The organism is Modicisalibacter sp. MOD 31.J (assembly GCF_020147985.1).
Taxonomy (GTDB): Bacteria; Pseudomonadota; Gammaproteobacteria; order Pseudomonadales; family Halomonadaceae; genus Modicisalibacter; species Modicisalibacter coralii.
Window position 1 is genome coordinate 826,617 of record NZ_JAGXFF010000002.1, and the last position, 19,418, is coordinate 846,034.

18 protein-coding genes are annotated in these 19,418 nt (G+C 67.4%); 4 read left to right on the plus strand and 14 right to left on the minus strand.

The window, feature by feature from the left end:
- From pdxJ to KGR00_RS09565, 8 genes are all read right to left on the minus strand, one after another.
- Positions 1–771, minus strand: a complete 771-nt coding sequence (gene pdxJ, locus KGR00_RS09530; protein WP_224416992.1) for a pyridoxine 5'-phosphate synthase — start codon at positions 769–771, stop codon at positions 1–3.
- Positions 772–928: 157 nt separating this feature from the next.
- Positions 929–1,639 (minus strand): DNA repair protein RecO, encoded by a 711-nt coding sequence (gene recO, locus KGR00_RS09535; RefSeq protein ID WP_224416991.1) that lies wholly within the window; start codon positions 1,637–1,639, stop codon positions 929–931.
- 38 nt (positions 1,640–1,677) lie between these two features.
- Complete coding sequence (era, locus tag KGR00_RS09540) at positions 1,678–2,577, minus strand: GTPase Era (protein WP_129140371.1); 900 nt, start codon at positions 2,575–2,577, stop codon at positions 1,678–1,680.
- Positions 2,574–3,263, minus strand: a complete 690-nt coding sequence (gene rnc / locus KGR00_RS09545; RefSeq protein WP_129140372.1) for a ribonuclease III — start codon at positions 3,261–3,263, stop codon at positions 2,574–2,576. Before rnc ends, era begins: the two co-directional genes overlap by 4 nt.
- Positions 3,264–3,307: 44 nt before the next feature.
- The gene (lepB, locus tag KGR00_RS09550; RefSeq protein ID WP_129140373.1) at positions 3,308–4,111 is read right to left on the minus strand and encodes a signal peptidase I; all 804 of its coding nucleotides are present in this window, start codon (positions 4,109–4,111) and stop codon (positions 3,308–3,310) included.
- A gap of 14 nt (positions 4,112–4,125) precedes the next feature.
- Positions 4,126–5,943 carry a translation elongation factor 4 gene (gene lepA / locus KGR00_RS09555; protein ID WP_129140374.1) on the minus strand — a complete coding sequence of 606 codons (1,818 nt, stop codon included), beginning with the start codon at positions 5,941–5,943 and terminating at the stop codon, positions 4,126–4,128.
- A 188-nt stretch (positions 5,944–6,131) separates the two neighbouring features.
- Positions 6,132–7,565, minus strand: a complete 1,434-nt coding sequence (locus KGR00_RS09560; RefSeq protein WP_224416990.1) for a DegQ family serine endoprotease — start codon at positions 7,563–7,565, stop codon at positions 6,132–6,134.
- Positions 7,566–7,923: 358 nt separating this feature from the next.
- Complete coding sequence (locus tag KGR00_RS09565) at positions 7,924–8,469, minus strand: GNAT family N-acetyltransferase (RefSeq protein ID WP_343232787.1); 546 nt, start codon at positions 8,467–8,469, stop codon at positions 7,924–7,926.
- 24 nt (positions 8,470–8,493) lie between these two features.
- Here KGR00_RS09565 and KGR00_RS09570 point away from each other — a divergent pair, with 24 nt between their 5' ends.
- Positions 8,494–9,447, plus strand: a complete 954-nt coding sequence (locus tag KGR00_RS09570) for a LysR family transcriptional regulator (RefSeq protein ID WP_224416989.1) — start codon at positions 8,494–8,496, stop codon at positions 9,445–9,447.
- Between the two features lie 17 nt (positions 9,448–9,464).
- Here KGR00_RS09570 and KGR00_RS09575 read toward each other — a convergent pair whose 3' ends face one another.
- From KGR00_RS09575 to rpoE, 3 genes are all read right to left on the minus strand, one after another.
- Positions 9,465–10,454, minus strand: a complete 990-nt coding sequence (locus KGR00_RS09575) for a MucB/RseB C-terminal domain-containing protein (RefSeq protein WP_224416988.1) — start codon at positions 10,452–10,454, stop codon at positions 9,465–9,467.
- Positions 10,454–11,179 (minus strand): sigma-E factor negative regulatory protein, encoded by a 726-nt coding sequence (locus KGR00_RS09580; protein ID WP_224416987.1) that lies wholly within the window; start codon positions 11,177–11,179, stop codon positions 10,454–10,456. Before KGR00_RS09580 ends, KGR00_RS09575 begins: the two co-directional genes overlap by 1 nt.
- Before the next feature lie 184 nt (positions 11,180–11,363).
- Positions 11,364–11,969: an RNA polymerase sigma factor RpoE gene (gene rpoE / locus KGR00_RS09585; protein WP_129140378.1), complete on the minus strand. Its 606-nt coding sequence runs from the start codon at positions 11,967–11,969 to the stop codon at positions 11,364–11,366.
- A 269-nt stretch (positions 11,970–12,238) separates the two neighbouring features.
- Between rpoE and KGR00_RS09590 the strand changes: the two genes are divergently transcribed.
- Positions 12,239–13,318: a 3-deoxy-7-phosphoheptulonate synthase gene (locus KGR00_RS09590; RefSeq protein ID WP_129140379.1), complete on the plus strand. Its 1,080-nt coding sequence runs from the start codon at positions 12,239–12,241 to the stop codon at positions 13,316–13,318.
- Positions 13,319–13,408: 90 nt separating this feature from the next.
- Here KGR00_RS09590 and dinG read toward each other — a convergent pair whose 3' ends face one another.
- Together dinG and rhlB are read right to left on the minus strand one after the other, a co-directional pair.
- Entirely contained in the window at positions 13,409–15,547 is a 2,139-nt protein-coding gene (dinG, locus tag KGR00_RS09595) for an ATP-dependent DNA helicase DinG (protein WP_224416986.1), read from the minus strand.
- Positions 15,548–15,670: 123 nt separating this feature from the next.
- Complete coding sequence (gene rhlB, locus KGR00_RS09600; RefSeq protein ID WP_129140381.1) at positions 15,671–16,945, minus strand: ATP-dependent RNA helicase RhlB; 1,275 nt, start codon at positions 16,943–16,945, stop codon at positions 15,671–15,673.
- A 164-nt stretch (positions 16,946–17,109) separates the two neighbouring features.
- Between rhlB and KGR00_RS09605 the strand changes: the two genes are divergently transcribed.
- Together KGR00_RS09605 and xthA are read left to right on the plus strand one after the other, a co-directional pair.
- Positions 17,110–17,349 carry a hypothetical protein gene (locus KGR00_RS09605; RefSeq protein WP_129140382.1) on the plus strand — a complete coding sequence of 80 codons (240 nt, stop codon included), beginning with the start codon at positions 17,110–17,112 and terminating at the stop codon, positions 17,347–17,349.
- Complete coding sequence (gene xthA / locus KGR00_RS09610; RefSeq protein ID WP_224416985.1) at positions 17,349–18,164, plus strand: exodeoxyribonuclease III; 816 nt, start codon at positions 17,349–17,351, stop codon at positions 18,162–18,164. Before KGR00_RS09605 ends, xthA begins: the two co-directional genes overlap by 1 nt.
- A 16-nt stretch (positions 18,165–18,180) precedes the next feature.
- On the opposite strand, the gene KGR00_RS09615 is transcribed toward xthA, so the two are convergent.
- A complete protein-coding gene (locus tag KGR00_RS09615; RefSeq protein ID WP_224416984.1) occupies positions 18,181–19,413 on the minus strand; it encodes a hypothetical protein in 1,233 nt (410 codons plus the stop codon).
- Positions 19,414–19,418 lie beyond the last annotated feature (5 nt).

A 19,418-nucleotide genomic window follows, 5' to 3' on the forward strand; every position in this document is an offset into this window, starting at 1 on the left:
TCAGTGCTCGTGATCGTCGAGGGCGGCCACGAAGCCTGCCTCGTAGCCGGCGACGACCCGCCGCTTCATCTCGGCGACCGCCTCCTTGAGCCCCACGAACAGCGCGCGGGCGATGATCGCGTGACCGATGTTGAGTTCGGTGATGCCCGGAATCGCCGCGATCGGCTCGACGTTATGGTAGTGCAGGCCGTGACCGGCATTCACCGTCAGCCCCAGCTCCAGCGCCAGTTCGGCGGCCGCCGCGACCCGCGCGTGCTCGACGCGCGCACTCTCGCCACGGGCCTCGGCGTAGGCGCCGGTGTGCAGCTCGATCACCGGCGCCCCCACCTCGTAGGCGGCGCGGATCTGATCGGGCTCGGGGTCGATGAACAGCGAGACTTCGCAGCCGGCCGCGGCCAGACGTTCGCAGGCCGCGGCGATCGACTCCCGCGCGCCGACCACGTCCAGACCGCCCTCGGTGGTCAGCTCCTCGCGCTTTTCCGGGACCAGGCAGACGTTGTCCGGGCGCAGGCGTTCGGCGAAGGCGAGCATCTCCGCGGTGACCGCCATCTCCAGATTGATTCGGGTATTGAGCACCTCGGCGAGACGCAGCACGTCGCGGTCCTGGATGTGCCGCCGGTCCTCGCGCAGGTGCAGCGTGATGCCGTCGGCGCCGGCCTCCTCGGCGAGCAGCGCCGCCTGGACGGGATCGGGGTAACGCGTGCCGCGCGCCTGACGCAGGGTCGCCACATGGTCGATGTTGACGCCAAGCAGAATGCGGGGAGGATGCATGGGGGTCTCCTGGGAAAGCGGGTAATCAGGAGACAAGAGTAATGACGGAAGACGGAAGACGGAAGACGGAAGACGGAAGACGGAAGACGGAAGACGGAAGACGGAAGGACAGGATGACCGCCCGGGTGCAGAGGCCGCGCGTCCCGAAACTTTCCAATCAGTGTCCCGACCCCCGGCGGCGTCGCATCGCCAGCTGGTGCATCAGTTCCCGCGAACGCAGCGGCTTCGCGCCCAGCAGCGGCGCCAGCGCGGCGCGCATCAGCGACTTGGCGGCCCCGGCGAGTCCCGGGCTGGCCCAGTCGCCCTGGGCGAGCAGGCGCAGGGTGCGCCCGTCGAGGCCCTGCCCCGCCGGGGCCCGCGCAAAGCGGCGGGGGCCCGCCTGATAGACGTAACGCGCCTGCGGATCCAGCTCTCGGTCGTCGAGGTCGAGGAAGACCGGTTCGGCGTCGAGGGTCTCGAGCAGGCTCGCCTCCAGGCGGCGCAGCGCCGGCGCCCGCCCGGCCGGGTTGGGCAGCGCCCCGAGGGCGGCGGTATAGAAGGCGAACACCTCGGCGGTGGGCAGCATCGGTGGCAACAGGCGGGTCAGCAGCTCGTTGGCGTAGAGCCCGCACAGCAGGCCCTCACCGGCCAGCAGCAGCGCCGCGCCGTGGGTCTCGATCAGACGCAACCGCTTGAGTTCGTTGTCGCCACTCCAGGTGACGTGCAGCGGCGCGAAGGGCTGCAACCGCGAACGCGACTTGCTGCCGGCACGCTGCACGCCCTGGGCGACGGCCCGCACGCGGCCGTAATCGAGCGTGATCAGCTCGACCAGGGCGCTGGTCTCGCGGTAGGGGCGCCGATGCAGCAGATAGGCCGGTTGCGGTGTCATCACGGATTCAGTGCGCTCTCAGCCGAAGCCCGAAGCCGTCAGTCCAGATCGTAGCCCAGGCTCTTCAGCGCCCGATCGTCGTCGGACCAGCCGCGCTTGACCTTGACCCACAGGTTGAGCATCACCTTGGCATCGAAGGCCCGCTCCATCTCGAGGCGCGCCTCGCGGCCGATCTTCTTGATCCGCTCGCCGTTCTCGCCGATCAGGATCTTCTTCTGCCCCTGGCGCTCGACCAGCATCAGTGCGCTGACGTGCACCACCCGTCCCTCGTCGCGGAACTCCTCGATCTCCACGGTCATCTGGTAGGGCAGCTCGTCGCCGAGCTGGCGCATGACCTTCTCGCGCACCAGTTCGGCGGCCAGGAAGCGCTGGCTGCGGTCGGTGACCTGGTCGTCGGGGAAATGATGCGTACTCTCGGGCAGGTACTGGGCCAGCTCGCCCTCGAGCTCGGGCACGTTGGTACCGTGCTTGGCCGAGATCGGCAGGATCGCCGCGAACTCACGCTTGGCCTGCAAGCGCTCGAGCCACGGCAAAAGCTCGCTCTTGTCCTTGAGCCAGTCGACCTTGTTGACCGCCAGGATCACCGGGGCACGGACATGCGTGAGCTTGTCGAGCACCACGTCGTCCTCCTCGGTCCAGCGCGTGCGATCGACCAGAAACACCACGCAGTCGATGTCGCGCAGGGCCTGGGTCGCCGCCTGATTCATGAAGCGGTTGATGGCCTTGTTGCGATCCTTGCTCTGGATGTGCATGCCCGGGGTGTCGACATAGATGAACTGGTCGTCGCCCTCGGTCTTGATGCCCATCACCTGGTGGCGCGTGGTCTGCGGACGCCGCGAGGTGATCGAGATCTTCTGGCCGAGAATCCGGTTCATCAGCGTCGACTTGCCGACGTTGGGCCGGCCGACGATGGCGACGAAACCACAGCGCTGTGTCATGAACGACCTCCTCGCGGCTCGAGCAGGCTCAGGGCCTTTTCGGCGGCCTCCTGCTCGGCGTGACGCCGGCTGGAACCGACGCCCAGTGTATGATCGGCCAGCCGGTCGACGTGGCACTCGACGGTGAACGTCTGGGCATGGGCCTCGCCCTCCACCGAGATCACCTCGTAGCGCGGCAGCGGCGACTGGCGCGACTGCAGGAATTCCTGGAGGCGTGTCTTGGGGTCCTTCTGGGTGTCGTGCAGATCGATCGACTCCAGACGCGTGCCGTACCAGGCCAGGATCCGCGCCTTGACGGCGTCCATGCCGGCGTCCAGGTAGATGGCGCCGATCACCGCTTCCATGGCATCGGCGAGAATCGAGTCGCGACGATACCCGCCGCTCTTCATCTCGCCGGAGCCCAGGCGAAGCTGATCGCCGAGATCGAACTCACGGGCCACTTCCGCCAGGGTCTGGCCCTTGACCAGCCGTGCCCGCAGGCGCGAGAGCTGCCCTTCGCGCGCCTGGGGGAACCGCTGGAAGAGGGCTTCGCCGATCACGAAATTGACGATGGAATCCCCCAGGAATTCCAGCCGCTCGTTGTTGTCGCCACCGAAGCTGCGGTGGGTCAGGGCCAGTTCCAGTAGCGCCGGGTCACGAAAGTCGTGACCGATGCGGCGACTGAAGGCGTGTTGCGAGGTACTCACGAAACGTCCGCTCTCGAGATGGCGTGAATGGTCGACTGCGCGGTTCAAGGAATCAACCGCACCGAACTGAAGCTGGGCAGACCGCCGTCCCAGTGCATCCACACGGCGAAGGCCTTGCCGACGATGTTGGCTTCGGGCACGAAGCCCCAGTAGCGGCTGTCGTTGGAATGGTCGCGGTTGTCGCCCATCATGAAGTAATGCCCGGGCGGCACCACCACCTCGCGCATCTGCGGGCCGGGATCGCGAGGGTTGTTGTAGATGGCGTGCTCATGCTCGCCCAGCCACTCCTTGAAGCGCACTTCGCCGGGCGCCTTTTCCGGATTGCGATCGACGACTTCCTTCTTCACCGGCTCGCCGTTGACGTAGAGCTGCTTGCCCTCGTAGCGGATCCGATCACCCGGCAGGCCCACCACGCGCTTGATGAAATCCACCGACGGGTCCTCCGGGAAGCGGAACACCATGACGTCACCGCGCTGGGGCTCGCCGAGATCGAGGATCTCGGTGTGCGCCACCGGCAGACGCAGGCCGTAGGTGAACTTGTTGACCAGGATGAAATCGCCGATCTCGAGGGTGGGGCGCATCGACCCGGAGGGAATCTGAAAGGGCTCGATCACGAAGCTGCGCAGCAGCAACACCACCAGCAGCACGGGAAAGAACGACCGGGCATAGTCCACCGGCCAGGGTTCGCGGCTCAGCTTGTTGCGGCGCGACTCGTCCAGCGAGCCCCCCTCGCCCGCTTCGGCGGTGGCCAGCCGTGCCTGACGGCGACGACGCCACCAGACCAGGTCCAGCAACCAGACCAATCCCGTGACGGCGACGGCCACCACCAGCAGTAGCGAAAAGTTCATGTCTGTCTCGATTCCTAGTCATTGACCTTGAGTACGGCGAGGAAGGCATCCTGCGGGATCTCGACGCGGCCCACCTGCTTCATGCGCTTCTTGCCGGCCTTCTGCTTCTCGAGCAGTTTCTTCTTGCGCGTCACGTCGCCGCCATAACACTTGGCGGTCACGTTCTTGCGCAGCGCCTTGACCGTCGAGCGCGCCACCACCTGGCTGCCGATGGCGGCCTGGATCGCCACGTCGAACATCTGGCGTGGAATCAGTTCCTTCATCCGCTCGACCAGCGCCCGGCCGCGCCCCTGGGCGTGATCGCGATGGACGATCGCCGCCAGGGCGTCGACCTGATCGCCGTTGATCAGCACGTCGAGGCGTACCAGCTTGGCCGCCTGGAAGCGCTCGAAGCTGTAATCCAGCGACGCATAACCCCGCGAGATCGACTTGAGGCGATCGAAGAAGTCCATGACCACCTCGCTCATCGGCAGTTCATAGGCGAGCTGGATCTGGTTGCCGAGGAACTGCATGTCGAGCTGCACGCCGCGGCGCTGTTCGCACTCGGCGATGACGTTGCCGACGAACTCCTGCGGGACCAGGATGTTGGCACGCACGATCGGCTCGCGCATCTCCTCGACGCTGGCCAGGTCGGGCAGCTTCGACGGGTTGGAGACGTAGCGCGTCTCGCCCTTCTCCATCGCCAGCTCGTAGACCACCGTGGGCGCCGTGGTGATCAGGTCCAGGCCGTACTCGCGCTCGAGACGTTCCTGGATGATCTCCATGTGCAGCGTGCCCAGGAACCCGACCCGGAAACCGAAACCCAGGGCATCGGAATTCTCCGGCTCGTAATCCAGCGAGGCGTCGTTGAGCGCCAGCTTCTCCAGGGCGTCGCGGAACTCCTCGTAGTCGTCGGAAGTGACCGGGAACATCCCCGCATAGACCTGCGGCTTGACCTTCTGGAAACCCGGCAGGCGTGGCGTGTCGGCGGTCTTGGCATGGGTGATGGTATCGCCCACCGGCGCGCCGTGGATGTCCTTGATCCCGGCGACGACGAAGCCTACCTCGCCGGCGCGCAGGATGCCGGTCTGCTTGCGCTTGGGCGTGAAGATCCCCACCTCGGTGACGTCCCAGTCGCGCCCGGTGGACTTCATGCGAATCTTGTCGCCCTTGCGCAGCGTGCCGTCGAACAGGCGGATCAGCGACACCACGCCCAGGTAATTGTCGAACCAGGAGTCGATGATCAGCGCCTGGAGCGGTTTCTCGGCGTCGCCCCGGGGCGGTGGAATGTCGCGCACCAGGCGCTCGAGCAGTCCTTCCATGCCCAGCCCGGTCTTGGCCGAGACCTGACAGGCGTCGACCGCGTCCAGGCCGATGATCTCCTCGATCTCCTGAGCCACGCGATCGGGGTCGGCCTGGGGCAGGTCGATCTTGTTGAGCACCGGCAGCACCTCGAGATCCTGGGCGATCGCGGTGTAGCAGTTGGCCACCGACTGGGCCTCGACGCCCTGGGCGGCATCGACCACCAGCAACGCCCCCTCGCAGGCGTAGAGCGAGCGCGAGACCTCGTAGGAGAAATCGACGTGCCCCGGCGTGTCGATGAAGTTGAGCTGATAGGTCTGGCCGTCTTCCGCCTGATAGTCCAGCGTGACCGACTGGGCCTTGATGGTGATCCCGCGTTCGCGCTCGAGATCCATCGAGTCGAGCACCTGCTCCTTGAGCTCGCGTTCGGTCAGCCCGCCGCACAGCTGGATGATCCGGTCGGCCAGCGTCGACTTGCCGTGATCGATGTGCGCGATGATCGAAAAGTTGCGTATATTGTTGATGACCTTGCGGTTTTCAGCGTCTGACATGCAATTGAACCCGGTTCGTGTACACGCACGCGTGCGGATCGGGACCGTCTGTCCCGGGCGGCGTGTCGAAGAAGATGGCGGCATTGTACCGACATGCCTCCGGCAAGGACAGCGAACGCCGTTCGGGGGACGACAGCAGAACGGGGCCCGCAGGCCCCGTTCCGGTCACGCACGAGCGTGGTGTCGGGTCATTCCGCCTTGCCGAGGCGCAGCGCCACGAACAGCGAATGGCCATCGCGATACAGGCGTACCGGTACCGCACGGTCCTGTGTCACGTCCTCGATCGCCTTGGCGAGCTGCGTCGCCGACTCGACCGGCTTCTGATCGAGCGAGACGATGATGTCGCCGCTCTGGATACCGGCTTCGGCCGCGGCGCCGGTGGGGTCCACCTGCACGATGCGCACGCCGTGATCGAGACCGAGGCGGCCGAGTTCGTCGTCGCTCAGGTCGCGCACCGCCACGCCCAGGCGGGTCTGCGGGTCCTGGGCGCCGTCGTCGGACGCCTGCTGCAGCGCCTCTTCGGGCCAGTCGCCCACGGTGACCTTCTGGGTCATCTGCTTGCCGTTGCGCAGTACGTCCAGCTTGACGGTCTCGCCGGGCGACACCTTGCCGATCAGGCGCGGCAGCTTGCTCGACTGATCGACCTCCTCGCCGTCGACGGCGAGGATCACGTCACCCGCCTTGAGCCCCGCCTTGGCCGCCGGGGAATCGTCGGCGACATCGGCGATCAGTGCGCCGCGCTGATTTTTCAAGCCGAAGGACTCGGCCAGGTCGCGGGACACCGGCTGGATGACCACGCCCAGCCAGCCACGGCTGACGTGCCCGGTCGCCTTGAGCTGATCAGCGATGTCCATCGCCACGTTGATGGGGATGGCGAACGACAGCCCCATGAAGCCACCGCTGCGGGTGAAGATCTGCGAGTTGATTCCCACGACCTTGCCGTCGAGGTTGAACAGCGGACCGCCCGAATTGCCCGGGTTGATGGCCACGTCGGTCTGGATGAACGGCACGTAGGCATCGGTCGGCAGGGTCCGGTCGATGGCGCTGACGATACCTGCGGTCACCGAATGGTCGAAACCGAACGGCGAGCCGATGGCGGCGACCCACTCACCGACCTCGAGATCGTCGGAGTCGCCGATGTTGAGGGTCGGCAGGTCCTTGGCATCGACCTTGAGCAGCGCCACGTCGGTCTTCTTGTCTTCACCGACCAGCTTGGCCTTGAGCTCGCGCCGGTCGTTGAGGCGGACCACGATCTTGTCGGCGCCATCGACCACGTGGGCATTGGTCATGATGTAGCCGTCCTGGCTGATGATGAAGCCGGAACCCAGCGAATGCCGCTCCTCGGTGCCGCCGCCATTGCCGCCGCCGCGCGGGCCGAAGGGGATCTGATCACCGAAGAAATGGCGGAATATCTCGGGGACGTCCTGCTGGCCCTGGCCGCCCCACGGCCCCATGCTGCGGCGCTGCACCTCCTGGGTCGTCGAGATGTTGACGACCCCGGGGGCGGCCTGTTTCACCAGCTCGGTGAAGTCCGGCAGATCGCGCGCCTGCGCGCTCTGCACGGCGAATGCGGCTACCACGAGCATCAGCCACAAGGAGAGCTGTCGTGTGATGCGTTGCATTGAGAACTCCTGCTTCGTGTTCCTGGGAACCCGGCCACGACGAAACCGTGCGGGGCGGCACCGATGTCCTCTCCTCGCGAGCTGCCGGGAGGCGGGATCGAACGTCACGGGCGTCGCCACGACGAGACCGTCGCGGACAGGCTCGATCGCGGATCGCTGTTTAGCTGTCGGTGAGCGCAAGTAACGAACGAGTGACATTCATGCGCTCGGGGGGTTTGATGCACGAGGCCGCGGAGAGTTCAGTCCGCCTCGCGAAATCGGCGCAGCTCGTCCCCTTGCCGTCACGCACGCCGCACGGCGGCGCCGGGGGCACGGTCGGGGATCGGCGAAATGCCGCACCGCCCTCCGCCCGGTCCGATCAAGCGTCCGCGAATCGCCTCAGCACGTCCCCCTCCATGCGGTAGCGCACCCATTCCGACTGAGGCTGCGCCCCGATCGAGCGATAGAAATCGATGGCGGGCGTATTCCAGTCGAGCACGCTCCATTCCAGCCGTCCGCAATCGTTGCTCCAGGCCTGTCGAGCCAGGTGCTTGAGCAGCAGCTTGCCCGCGCCGAGGCCTCGGTGGTCGGTGCTGACATAGAGGTCTTCCAGAGAGAGACCATTGCGGCCTTGCCAGGTCGAATAGCTGAAGAAGTACACCGCGTAACCGATGGGCCGACCGTCACACTCGCAGATCAACGCCCGGGCCGTTGCCTGCTCGTCGAAGAGACTGTGCTCGATATCCGCGAGGCTGGCCGTAACCTCGTCCAACGCCTTCTCGTAGTCGGCCAACTCGCGGATGAATGCCAGTATGCATGGTGCATCGTCGATGGTGGCCGGGCGAACGTGCAGGTTCACGATGGGAGTCTCCGCGTCGAATGGATGCCCCATCATGACGGCAGGGGTATACTGCATGTAGTGCATTTTCATCATCTTTCAGTGAACAGCATGCATCCTTCCCTGCGCCGTCTCGACCTGAACCTCCTGCTGACATTCGACGCCCTGTACCGCCATCGCACGGTGGCCAACGCCGCCGCCGAACTGGCCATCAGCGCGTCCGCCTTCAGCCACGCGCTCGCCCGGCTGCGCTCGGCGCTCAATGACGAGCTGTTCATCCGCCAGGGCAACCGCATGCACCCGACCCAGCGAGCCGACCTGCTGGCCCCGGCGGTGGCGGCGAGCCTGAAGCTATTGTCCGACCAGCTCGGACAATGGGAACCCTTCGATCCCGCCACTAGTCAGCGTACGTTCGTGTTCGCGGCCACCGATTACACGGCCTTCGAACTGCTGCCGGGCCTCATCGGACAGCTCCAGCGGGCCGCCCCCGGCCTGCGTCTACGGCTGATCGCCTCCGATCGCAAGGTCTCCATCCAGGATCTGGCGTCCGGACGCATCGACTTTGCCCTGGGCTACAGCGAGGATCGCGAGACGCTGCCTGCCGGTATCGACAGCGAAGCGTGGCTGACGGACGATTACCTCGTCATCGCCAGCAGGCATCATCCCCGGATACGAGACACGCTGGACCTTCCCCGCTATCTGGCAGAACGGCATGCCGTCGTCACGCCCTGGGGAGAAGCTCGGGGTGTCGTGGATGGGGTGCTCGCCGGCATGGGCCTCGAGCGGGATGTCGCCCTGCAGCTCCCCGCGGTGATGACGGCCCCCTTCATCATTGCCGAAAGCGAGTTGCTGATGACGATTCCACGCCGTGCCGCCGAGGCACTGCGTGCCGCCACCCCCATCGCCCTGTATCCGGCGCCGTTCGTGATTCCGCCCTACACCCTCAAGCTCTACAGCCATAGCAAGTATGCCCGCAGCGACGCGCACGTCTGGATGTCGCGCCAGCTGAAAGAGCATTTCGCGAAACAGCATCGGGCGCCCTTCGAGAGCCCACGAACGCCGTGAGCCGAGAGAATCCCCGGTCAGGGTGAGGCGGTTTTCGAGGCGGCGGGGCGATAATCGACGCGATCGGCCACCCGCGCCAGCACGAGCGGCGGGACTTCGCCCACCACCACGATCTGGAAGACGCGGTCGTCGAGCCGCACGTGACGGACGGCGGCATGCGAGATCCCCAGACGGTGCAGCCCGGGGCGCAACGCAGCGTCCGGGCCGCGCAGCGGCTCGATGAACAGACTGAAACTGGACAGACCGTCGCTGTAGAGCCGTTGCGACAGCGGCTCGGCCTCGACGCCATGGCCGTCGGGCAACGACAGCGGCCGGTACCCCGCCGGCAGCCACCCGGGCCGCCAGAGCCCCGGCGGCGGGTCGTCCGCCGGCTCGAACGCGACCGCCCGCTCGTAGAGACGCGGCTGGCCCAGTTCGGTCATCTGGAAGGTTTCCAGGACCCGGCCGTCGAGACCGATCAGCACCTGCTTGAGCGGCAGTCCCGTCTCGCGGTCCAGCCACAGACGATGGCCATAGCGAAGGTTGTCGAGCGGCGCGACGTCCAGACGCACGACGTTGCGCCCGGCGATGCGCGATTCGCCGTCGACGGAAAACCGATAATGGGCGTCGAGACGCGCCATGATCGCCGCGGGCGAGGTACGACCGGAGCCGATGGCGCCCGAGAGATCGTCGCGCCCGACGCGCCCCTGACGCCGATAGACCACCGGCGGGCCGTCGAGATAGCTCGCCACCTCGTGCTCGGTACCGTCACGGATCTCGTGGGACAGCGCCAGGGTGCGCACGCCGGCGCCACTGATACGCACCGCACGGGCCTGGAACTGATAGCAGTGGCTGGCCCAGAGGCTGCGCTCTAGCCAGTCCCGGGGGGTGGTGTCCGACGACGGCGCGTCGGCGAGCTGGCGGCAATCGAAGCCGGTGGTGGCGGAGTCGGGCTGGGCCAGCACCGTGGCGCTGGCCAACAGCAGGGTCAGCGCCGCCAGGCAACGGGAGGGCGCCAGCCGGGGCATCAGTGCCCTCCCAGGGATTCCTGGGCTGAGGCACGCAACAGCGGCATCCAGGTTTCGCCGGAGCGATAGGCCGCGCCCTGGGCGTGGCGGTCCAGATAGCGCTGCAGCAACTGCGCCTGCTCGAGATCGCCGGCCTGGGTGGACTGGGCGCCGGGGGCCATGAACATCGGGCTCTCGAAACCGGCGCCCACGGTCATCAAGCCGTTGTTGCCCGCCGAGAGGGCACCGGGAGAAAAGGCCGGATACTGGGGAAGATCGACGAGTTCGGCGCCGCCCGATGCCCTGGACCGCGTCTCGTTGGCCGCCATCCCGGGAGCCGCAGCGCCGGCGCCGCCGCTGGAAGATGTCGTGCGGGTCGACATGTCCGGCGAGGTGACCGGGCTCGAGCCGTTGTAGACCTGCACGCCGGTGATCACCATCAACGACACCGTGGCCGCCACCGCGGCGCTCCCCGCGAACGACAGGCCGCCACGTCGGGCCACCGGTTCATCGGCGACACGGGGACGCGGCTCCGCTTCGATGCGCGCCATGATCCCCGCCGAGAGATCGGCGCTCACGTCGACGTCGCGATCACGCGCCATGAGGCTGCGTGCCAGATGATAACGTCGCCAGACATCGGCATCCCCGGGAGACTCGTCCAGCGACTTCAGCACGCGCCGCAATTCGAGTTCGTCTCCCTCGTTGTCCATCAACGCGGACAGCGATTCCCGTAGATTGTCGTTCATCTCACACCCTCACAGTCGACAAGACGATGGAACGATCGCCGTCGTGCCCTCTTCGGCACGGCATCTGTCGTGCGCCATGCGTCGGCGCTCCATCGGTTTTCTCGCATCCGATGATGCGAACACCCCCTGTGACGTCAAAAACGCCAGACAGTTCAGCGGGGTCGGGCAATTTTCTCGCGCTCCCTCATTCATGGATCATGTCCTGGCGATGCGCGCCGCTGAGCAACGGCTGGATATGCCGGTCCACCGCCTCACGGGCACGGAAGATGCGCGAACGCACCGTGCCCACCGGACACTGCATGATGTGCGCGATGTCCTCGTAGGACAGCCCGTCCATCTCGCGCAGCGTGATGGCGGTGCGCAAATCCTCGGGCAGTTGCTCGATGGCCTCGAAGACCGCGGCCTCGAGCTGATCGCGGGCGATCGCCGCCTCGGGGGTCTCGATGTCGGAAAGCCGCCCGCTGTGATCGACGACCTCGGCATCGCCGATATCCAGATCGCTGCCGGGCGGGCGACGCCCCTTGGAGACCAGGTGGTTCTTGGCGGTGTTGATGGCGATGCGGTACATCCAGGTATAGAAGGCGCTCTCCGAACGGAAGTTGCCCAACGCCCGGTAGGCCTTGATGAACGCCTCCTGGGCGACGTCCTGGACCTCGGCATGGTCATGGACGTAACGCCCGATCAGGCCGATGATCTTGTGCTGGTATTTCTTGACCAGCAGGTCGAAGGCCCGGTTGTCGCCCCGCTGGGCGCGCTCGACGAGTTGCTGATCGGTTTCCCGAATGCCCATTCAACGCCTCTCCGGCCGAACGACACGGAACGGATGACGGCCGGCGGGCGCGTAATGCCGCAGGCATGGCATGGCATGATTGAGGGTCATTGAGTCAACCTGGGACCTGGTAAGGGAACGTTTAGCGCCTAAGTGTTCCTGTTTCTGTCGCCTGCATCAAGACGAGCGACGATTTTAGCCGTCCGGTGAACCACGCCGGCGATTGATTTCCCGGGGGCCGCCGGGCGATAGTAGAGGGATCACTCCGACACGCATCCACAGGTAGCTGAATGTCAGAACAGCAGGTCAACAACCTCAACGTCCTCGCTCAGGACGTGCTGATCACCCCCGAAGCGCTGAAACAGGAAATTCCGCTCTCCGACCGCGCCGAACAGACGGTCATCGAGGGTCGCCGAACCATTCAACGCATTCTCGACGGCGAGGATCCCCGGCTGCTGGTCGTCATCGGCCCCTGCTCCATCCACGATCCCGAGGCGGCCCGCGACTACGCCCGCCGTCTACGCCAGCTGGCCGACCGGGTCAGCGACAGCCTGTATATCGTGATGCGCGTCTACTTCGAGAAACCGCGCACCACGGTGGGCTGGAAGGGGTTGATCAACGACCCCCACCTCAACGATTCCTTCGACATCTCCGAAGGCCTGCACATCGCCCGCAACCTGCTGGTCGAGCTGACCGAGATGGGCCTGCCGCTGGCCACCGAGGCGCTCGACCCGATCTCGCCCCAGTACCTGCAGGACTGCATCAGCTGGTCGGCGATCGGCGCGCGCACCACCGAGTCGCAGACGCACCGCGAGATGGCTTCCGGGCTGTCCTGCCCGGTAGGCTTCAAGAACGGCACCGACGGCAGCCTCGACGTGGCGGTCAACGCCCTCAAGTCGGTCGCCCACCCGCACAATTTCCTGGGCATCGACCAGGCCGGTCAGGTAGCGGTGATCCGTACCCGCGGCAACGCCTACGGCCACGTGGTGCTGCGCGGCGGCAACGGCAAGCCCAACTACGACAGCGTCAGCGTGGCGCTGGCCGAACAGGAACTCGCCAAGGCCGGCGTCAGCGCCAACCTCATGATCGACTGCTCCCACGCCAACTCCAACAAGGATCCGGCCCTGCAGTCGCTGGTCATGGACAACGTCACCAACCAGATCCTCGAGGGCAACCGTTCGATCATCGGCCTGATGGTCGAATCCAACATCGGCTGGGGCAATCAGTCGATTCCCGAGGATCGCAGCCAGCTCGAGTATGGCGTGTCGATCACCGATGCCTGCATCGACTGGGACACCACCGAACGGGTGCTCGCGCAGATGGCCGACAAGCTCGCGCCGGTACTCGCCAGGCGCCGCAGCGCTGTCTGATCCCCGGCGACACCCCGCAGCGCGACGCCCGGGGCCCTAGCGGCCCCGGGCGTCGGCTCGCCATGGCACGATGCGTGACGACCGCGGCGCTCAGCCGGCCGGCTGGCCGTCGATCTCGCGGCGGAACGGCGGCAACGAGTCGAGCAGGGCCCGTCCGTAGCGCCGCGTCAGCACCCGCCGATCGAGCAGCGTGATGCGCCCCTCGTCGGCCTCCTTGCGGATCAGCCGCCCGCACGCCTGAACCAGCTTGATCGAGGCATCCGGCACCGAGATGCGCATGAAGGGGTTACCGCCGCGACTCTCGATCCACTCGGCCAGGGTCGCCCCCACCGGATCGTCGGGCACGGCGAACGGCAGCCGGGTGATCACCACATGGGTCAGGTAATGCCCGGGCAGGTCGATGCCCTCGGCGAAGCTCGCCAGGCCGAACAGCAGGCTCCCCTCCCCGGCGTCGATACGCTTGCGATGGCGATCGAGCAGCTCGCGCTTGGGCAGCCGATCCTGGGCCAGCACCCGCGTGCGCAGCGCCTCGGGCAGCGCCTTTTCCACCGCACGCAGCTGGGCCCGGGACGAGAACAGCATCAGCACCGCCTCGCGCTCGTCCAGCGCGGCGACGAAGTCGACGATCGCCCGCTCGTGGGCCTCGCGATCGGCCGGGTCGACCGCCTCGCGAGGCACGCTGAGCACCGCCCGGGAGTAGTCGAAGGGACTCGGCAGCCGCTGGTAACGATAGCGGTTGGCCAGCCCCGCCCGCTCCTGCAGGCGCTCGAAGCGCCCCAGCGCGGTCAGGGTCGCCGAGGTGACCACGGCCCCATAGCAGCTGCCCCAGAGATGCCGGGCCAGGGTCTCGGCCGCCGAGACGGGGCTGGCGGAGAAGGTCAGCTCGCTCTCGCCGCCCTGGCTGTCGAAGGTCAGCCAGCGCGCCTGCGGTGGCTCGCCCTCGACGTCGTCGGCGGCCATCGCCTGCCATAACCCATGGGCTTCCAGCGCCCGCCCGTGCAGCAGCGCCACCAGCGGCAACCACGCCTCGGCCTGTTCGCGCGCCAGTCCGGTGGTCTTCTCCGGGTCCAGGCTCTCGCGCAGGATGCCGACCATGGTCTCCAGGTTGCGCGACATCTCGGCGAACGGCACGACCAAGCCCTCGGCCAATTCGCGCAGCGCCGGCGGTAGCCGCCCCATGGCGAAGCGGTGGTGGCGGGTCTCGCCGGCGGCCCCGTCGGGCAACTCGGCCAGCTGGTGGCCCAGTGCATAGGCCTCGCCGAGGCGCGGCTCCAGGGCGGCGATCGCCTCCGGGAATCCGGCCAGCAGGCGGGCCAGCGTCGGCTGCCCGGCGAGCGCGGTATTGAGCTCGGTCAGCGACTTCTTGAGCGTGCGCAGCCAGCGCAGCGTGGCGTTGACGCCGAAGCGGTGATAGAAGTGCTCGAGCGCCTTGTCGGGCAGGTGGTGGCCCTCGTCGAAGACATAGATGCAGTCCCTGGGCGGCGGCAGCACCACACCACCGCCCAGCGACAGATCGGCGAGCACTAGGTCGTGATTGGCGACGATCACGTCGGCCTGGTCGAGCCGACGACGGGCACGGAAGAAGGCGCAGGCACTGAAGTGGCCACAGCGACGGTTGGTGCACTGGCGGTGATCGGTGGTCAGCCGCCGCCAGTCCCCGGGCTCGATCGCCTCCGGCCAGCTGTCGCGGTCGCCCTCCCAGCGGCCACTGCCGTAGGCCTCGGCGAGCTCGTTGGCGAGCGCCGGGAAGCGCTCGTCGCCGCGCGCCTGGGCGGTGGGCTCGAACAGCGACAGCGTGGGGTTCTCCTCGCCGCCGTCGAGGGCCTGATCGAGCTTGGCCACACAGAGATAACGCCCGCGCCCCTTGGCCAGGGCGTATTCGAAATCGAGCCCGCTGTGACGCTTGAGCGCCGGCAGGTCCTGGTGCAGCACCTGTTCCTGGAGCGCCACCGTGGCGGTGGCGACCACCAGCCGCTTGCCGCGCGCCCGGGCCACGGGCAGGGCCGCGAGCAGATAGGCCAGCGTCTTGCCGGTCCCGGTGCCCGCCTCGAGCACGCAGACGTGCTCGTTGGACAACCGCCGTCCGCTGTCGTCGGCCTCGATCCCCGCCAGGGTGCGGGCGATCTCGGCGATCATCAGCCGCTGACCGTAGCGCGGCGTCAGCTCGAGCCCCTCGAGCACCCGGCGGTAAGCGTCCTGAATCTCGCCCTTCAGCGCCTCGTCAAGCATATCTGTCCTGGCTGTAAGCGTTGAGCCGTAGGCGACAAGCGGAACCCATTCCCGCCGAGCGCAACCGGCCAAGGCTGCAAGCTCCTTGACTCAAGGCTTACAGCACATGGCTTGCGGCTGCCGTCAAAGCAGCCCCTCGGGCGGATGCTCGCAGGGCAGCTTGTCGTCGATGAAGCGCTCGATCTCGGGCAGCGAGAAGGCGTCCTCCTCACCGACGAAACTGATCGACACGCCCTTGGCGCCGGCACGCCCGGTACGCCCGATACGGTGCACGTAATCCTCCGGGTCCTCGGGCAGCGTGTAGTTGATCACGTGGCTGACGTCGTCGATGTGAATGCCGCGACCGGCCACGTCGGTGGCCACCAGCACCGTCAGCTCGCCCTCGCGGAAGCGTTCCAGCGTCTTGATGCGCTGGCTCTGCGGCACGTCCCCGGAGAGCATGGCCACGTCGATGCCGGCCTTGCGCAGCAGATCGTCGAGCTTGCGCACCAGGTCGCGGCGGTTGCCGAACACCATCACCCGCTCGAAGCTCTCCTGCTTGAGCAGGTTGACCAGCAGACGCTGCTTGTCGTCGTCGCTGACCAGGTAGACGCGCTGGTCGATGTCCGCCGCGTTGTCGACGGTGACCTCGATCTCGACGTAGGCCGCCTCGTTGGTCCACTGGCTGGCCAGATTGAGGATGTCCTGGGTGAAGGTCGCCGAGAACAGGAAGGTCTGGCGCTCCTCGGTCTTCGGCGTATGACGGATGATGCGCTTGACGTCGGGGATGAAGCCCATCGACAGCATGCGATCCGCCTCGTCGAGCACCAGCACCTCGGTCTGGCTCAGGTCGACGTCGCGCTTCTGCTGGAAGTCGAGCAGACGCCCGGGCGTGGCGACCAGGATGTCGAGCTTCTTGGCGAGCTGATCACGCTGCTTCTGGTAGTCCATGCCGCCGACCACACTGGCCACGTTGAGCGAGGTGAAGCGGGCCAGGGCCTTGGCGTCCTTCTCGATCTGCAGCGCCAGTTCGCGGGTCGGCGCGATGATCAGCGCACGCGGCGTGCCCGGCTTCTGACCGTCCGGCGCCTCTTCCTCGAGGAAATAGGCGAGAATCGAGATCAGAAAGGCCGCGGTCTTGCCGGTACCGGTCTGGGCCTTGCCGACCACGTCGCCGCCGAGCAGCGTGTGGATCAGCGCCTCGGCCTGAATCGGCGTGCAGTACTCGAACCCCAGGGCATGGATCGCCCGCATCAGCGGCAGCGGCAGATCGAAGTCGTGGAAACGCCACTTGCCGGCGACCGGCGGCACCTGGAACTGCCGCAGGTCCCAGCTGGACTGCGATTTGCGCGGCTTGCGACGCCGCCGCTTGGGCTTGCGGTTCTGCGCCGGTGCGGCTGTCTTTTCCGACTCACTCATAGGCTTGCGGTTCTGTTCCGATTGCGTTGAAGGATAAAAACGAGCGCCATTGTAACAGCCCTGGCCGATCAGGGCCCGCGCTCCACGATACGCCCGGGGCACGCCTGTCTCGGCAGCGCGCGAAACTGATAGAATGTCGCCAGCCTCGACTCAGGACGTATTCCATGACGCGCAAGAAGAAGACCCGTTCGCTGGCCGACAAGGTGACGATTCGCACCGGCCGGCGCAAGGACTATCGCCAGTGGCGCCACGACAACCCCGGCGAGGTCACCTCGTCGCGCCGCTTCAGCCAGAAGAAACGCCAGCAGCGCAAGCTCCAGGCCGCCCGCAAGCTGGCTCGCCAGCAGCAGGCACGGACGCTCGATGTCCACGGGCATGACGACACGCCGAAGGGAGACACATGATGCGCCTGGTCTCTTTCAACATCAACGGCGTGCGGGCGCGCCTGCATCAGTTGCAGGCGCTGATCGACACACACCGCCCCGACGTCATCGGCCTGCAGGAGACCAAGGTCCACGACGACGAGTTTCCGCTCGAGGCGGTCCGGGGGATGGGCTATCACGTCCACTACCACGGCCAGAAGGGCCACTATGGCGTCGCCCTGCTCACCCGCCAGGCACCGGAGGCCGTCTTCTACGGCCTGCCCGAGGATGGCGAGGACGCCCAGCGGCGTCTGATCGGCGCGCGCCTGACCGGCGACGACGGCGAGCCGCTGACCGTGTGGAACGGCTATTTCCCGCAGGGCGAGAACGTCGATCATCCGACCAAGTTCCCCCACAAGCGGGCCTTCTATGCCGGCCTCGCCGAGATGCTCGAGCGCGACTACCGTCCCGACCAGCGGCTGGCCGTGATGGGCGATTTCAACATCTCACCGGCGGACATCGACATCGGCATCGGCGAGGCCAACCGCCGGCGCTGGCTGCGCGAGGGCAAGACCAGCTTCCAGCCGGTGGAACGCGAGTGGCTGAAGCGTCTCGAGGACTGGGGGCTGGTCGACGGCTACCGGCTCTGCCACCCCAGCGACGCCGACACCTTCAGCTGGTTCGATTACCGCTCCAAGGGCTTCGACCGCGACCCCAAGCGCGGCCTGCGCATCGACTACATCCTGGTCACGGCGCCACTCGCCGAGCGGGTCACGGCGGCGGGCATCGACTATCCGCTGCGCGCCATGGAAAAGCCGTCCGACCACGCCCCGGTGTGGCTCGAGCTGGACCTGTAACCCCCGCGTCCCACCCTCAACCGCCGGACGCCTCGTTCTGGGCCCCGTCGCCCTGCGCACCGTCGTCGAGCGCCGTCAGCCAGGCCCGGGCCTGCTCGGCGCCGGCGTCACGGGCGGCCGCGAACGCCTGCCGCGCCGCGCCGATGTCACCCTGCTCGAAGGCCGCCACGCCCTCGAGCAGCCAGTCGCGCGGTTGTGCCTCGCCGGTTTCGCGCGCTTGGCGCAGCGCATCCACCGCCGTCTGCCAGCGCCCCCAGCCGTAGGCGAGCTCGCCCAGGCGACGCCAGTCGTCGCCCGCCCGGCTGCGTTCGGCCACCTCACGCCAGGCGGCGAGCGCCTCGTCGCGGGCCCGGGCGGCACTCCACGCCCGGGCGAGCAGACGCCGCTCCTCGAGATCGTCGGGCAGGCGCCCCTGTTCGAGCGCCGCCACCAGGTGTTCCGCGGCGCGGGCCGGCGTCCCTCCGGCCAGATGCAGCTCGATGAGCCGGCGCAGGTCGTCCTCGCCGGACAGCGCGCCGCGACGCCAGCCGGCCTCCCAGATCGCAGCGGCACGGCCGGGCTGATCGAGTCGCTGGGCGAGCCCCGCGGCGCGGCGCCAGGCCTCGGCGGGCACGTCGTCGCCGGCCAGCCAGCCATCGATCACCTCGAGCGCCGCCTGGTCGCGCCCCGCCCGCTGATAGACCGCGGCGGCGAGCGACTGCCAGCGCGCCGGGATGCCACCGGCGCGGCGCGCCCGGTCGACCCACTCAGCGGCACGCTTCCAGCGCTCGAGTTCCGCCTGGGCCTGCGCCATCAGCCAGTAATCGGCGGCCTCGCCCTGGCCGCTTTCCAGCCAGCGCCCCAGTAGTTCGGCGCCTTTGTCGGTCTGCCCGGCACGCAGGCGCAAGCGGGCCTCCTGCTGCAACCAGCGGCGCCGGTAGCGCGATTCGATGCCGTCGACACCCCGCGCCTCGGCGAACAGGTCCGCGGCACGCGCATCCTTGCCCTGCTCCGCCGCGGCGGTGGCCGCGATCTGCAGGAACAGCGCCCGCGCCCAGCGATCGGCGGCGTTGCCACCCTCGAGCCGTTCGGCGGCGGCTTCGGCATCGCGGCGGAGCGCCGCCGGATCGCCGTTCTCGAGACGCGCCTGCAGGCTCTCGAGACTCTTAACCATGTCGTCACGCAGCGCCGGCGCGGCGTCAACCGCCCCGGATACAAGCAACAGACCCGCGGCCAGCCAGCGGGCGAATCGGTGGTAATGCAGTCGCATGCTTG

Bases quoted from the DNA above. Each gene is read 5' to 3' on its own strand.
- pdxJ (WP_224416992.1), bottom strand. From the start codon at position 771: ATGCATCCTCCCCGCATTCTGCTTGGCGTCAACATCGACCATGTGGCG.
- recO (WP_224416991.1), bottom strand. From the start codon at position 1,639: ATGACACCGCAACCGGCCTATCTGCTGCATCGGCGCCCCTACCGCGAG.
- era (WP_129140371.1), bottom strand. From the start codon at position 2,577: ATGACACAGCGCTGTGGTTTCGTCGCCATCGTCGGCCGGCCCAACGTC.
- lepB (WP_129140373.1), bottom strand. From the start codon at position 4,111: ATGAACTTTTCGCTACTGCTGGTGGTGGCCGTCGCCGTCACGGGATTG.
- lepA (WP_129140374.1), bottom strand. From the start codon at position 5,943: ATGTCAGACGCTGAAAACCGCAAGGTCATCAACAATATACGCAACTTT.
- KGR00_RS09560 (WP_224416990.1), bottom strand. From the start codon at position 7,565: ATGCAACGCATCACACGACAGCTCTCCTTGTGGCTGATGCTCGTGGTA.
- KGR00_RS09565 (WP_343232787.1), bottom strand. From the start codon at position 8,469: ATGCACTACATGCAGTATACCCCTGCCGTCATGATGGGGCATCCATTC.
- KGR00_RS09570 (WP_224416989.1), top strand. From the start codon at position 8,494: ATGCATCCTTCCCTGCGCCGTCTCGACCTGAACCTCCTGCTGACATTC.
- KGR00_RS09575 (WP_224416988.1), bottom strand. From the start codon at position 10,454: ATGCCCCGGCTGGCGCCCTCCCGTTGCCTGGCGGCGCTGACCCTGCTG.
- KGR00_RS09580 (WP_224416987.1), bottom strand. From the start codon at position 11,179: ATGAACGACAATCTACGGGAATCGCTGTCCGCGTTGATGGACAACGAG.
- rpoE (WP_129140378.1), bottom strand. From the start codon at position 11,969: ATGGGCATTCGGGAAACCGATCAGCAACTCGTCGAGCGCGCCCAGCGG.
- KGR00_RS09590 (WP_129140379.1), top strand. From the start codon at position 12,239: ATGTCAGAACAGCAGGTCAACAACCTCAACGTCCTCGCTCAGGACGTG.
- dinG (WP_224416986.1), bottom strand. From the start codon at position 15,547: ATGCTTGACGAGGCGCTGAAGGGCGAGATTCAGGACGCTTACCGCCGG.
- rhlB (WP_129140381.1), bottom strand. From the start codon at position 16,945: ATGAGTGAGTCGGAAAAGACAGCCGCACCGGCGCAGAACCGCAAGCCC.
- KGR00_RS09605 (WP_129140382.1), top strand. From the start codon at position 17,110: ATGACGCGCAAGAAGAAGACCCGTTCGCTGGCCGACAAGGTGACGATT.
- xthA (WP_224416985.1), top strand. From the start codon at position 17,349: ATGCGCCTGGTCTCTTTCAACATCAACGGCGTGCGGGCGCGCCTGCAT.
- KGR00_RS09615 (WP_224416984.1), bottom strand. From the start codon at position 19,413: ATGCGACTGCATTACCACCGATTCGCCCGCTGGCTGGCCGCGGGTCTG.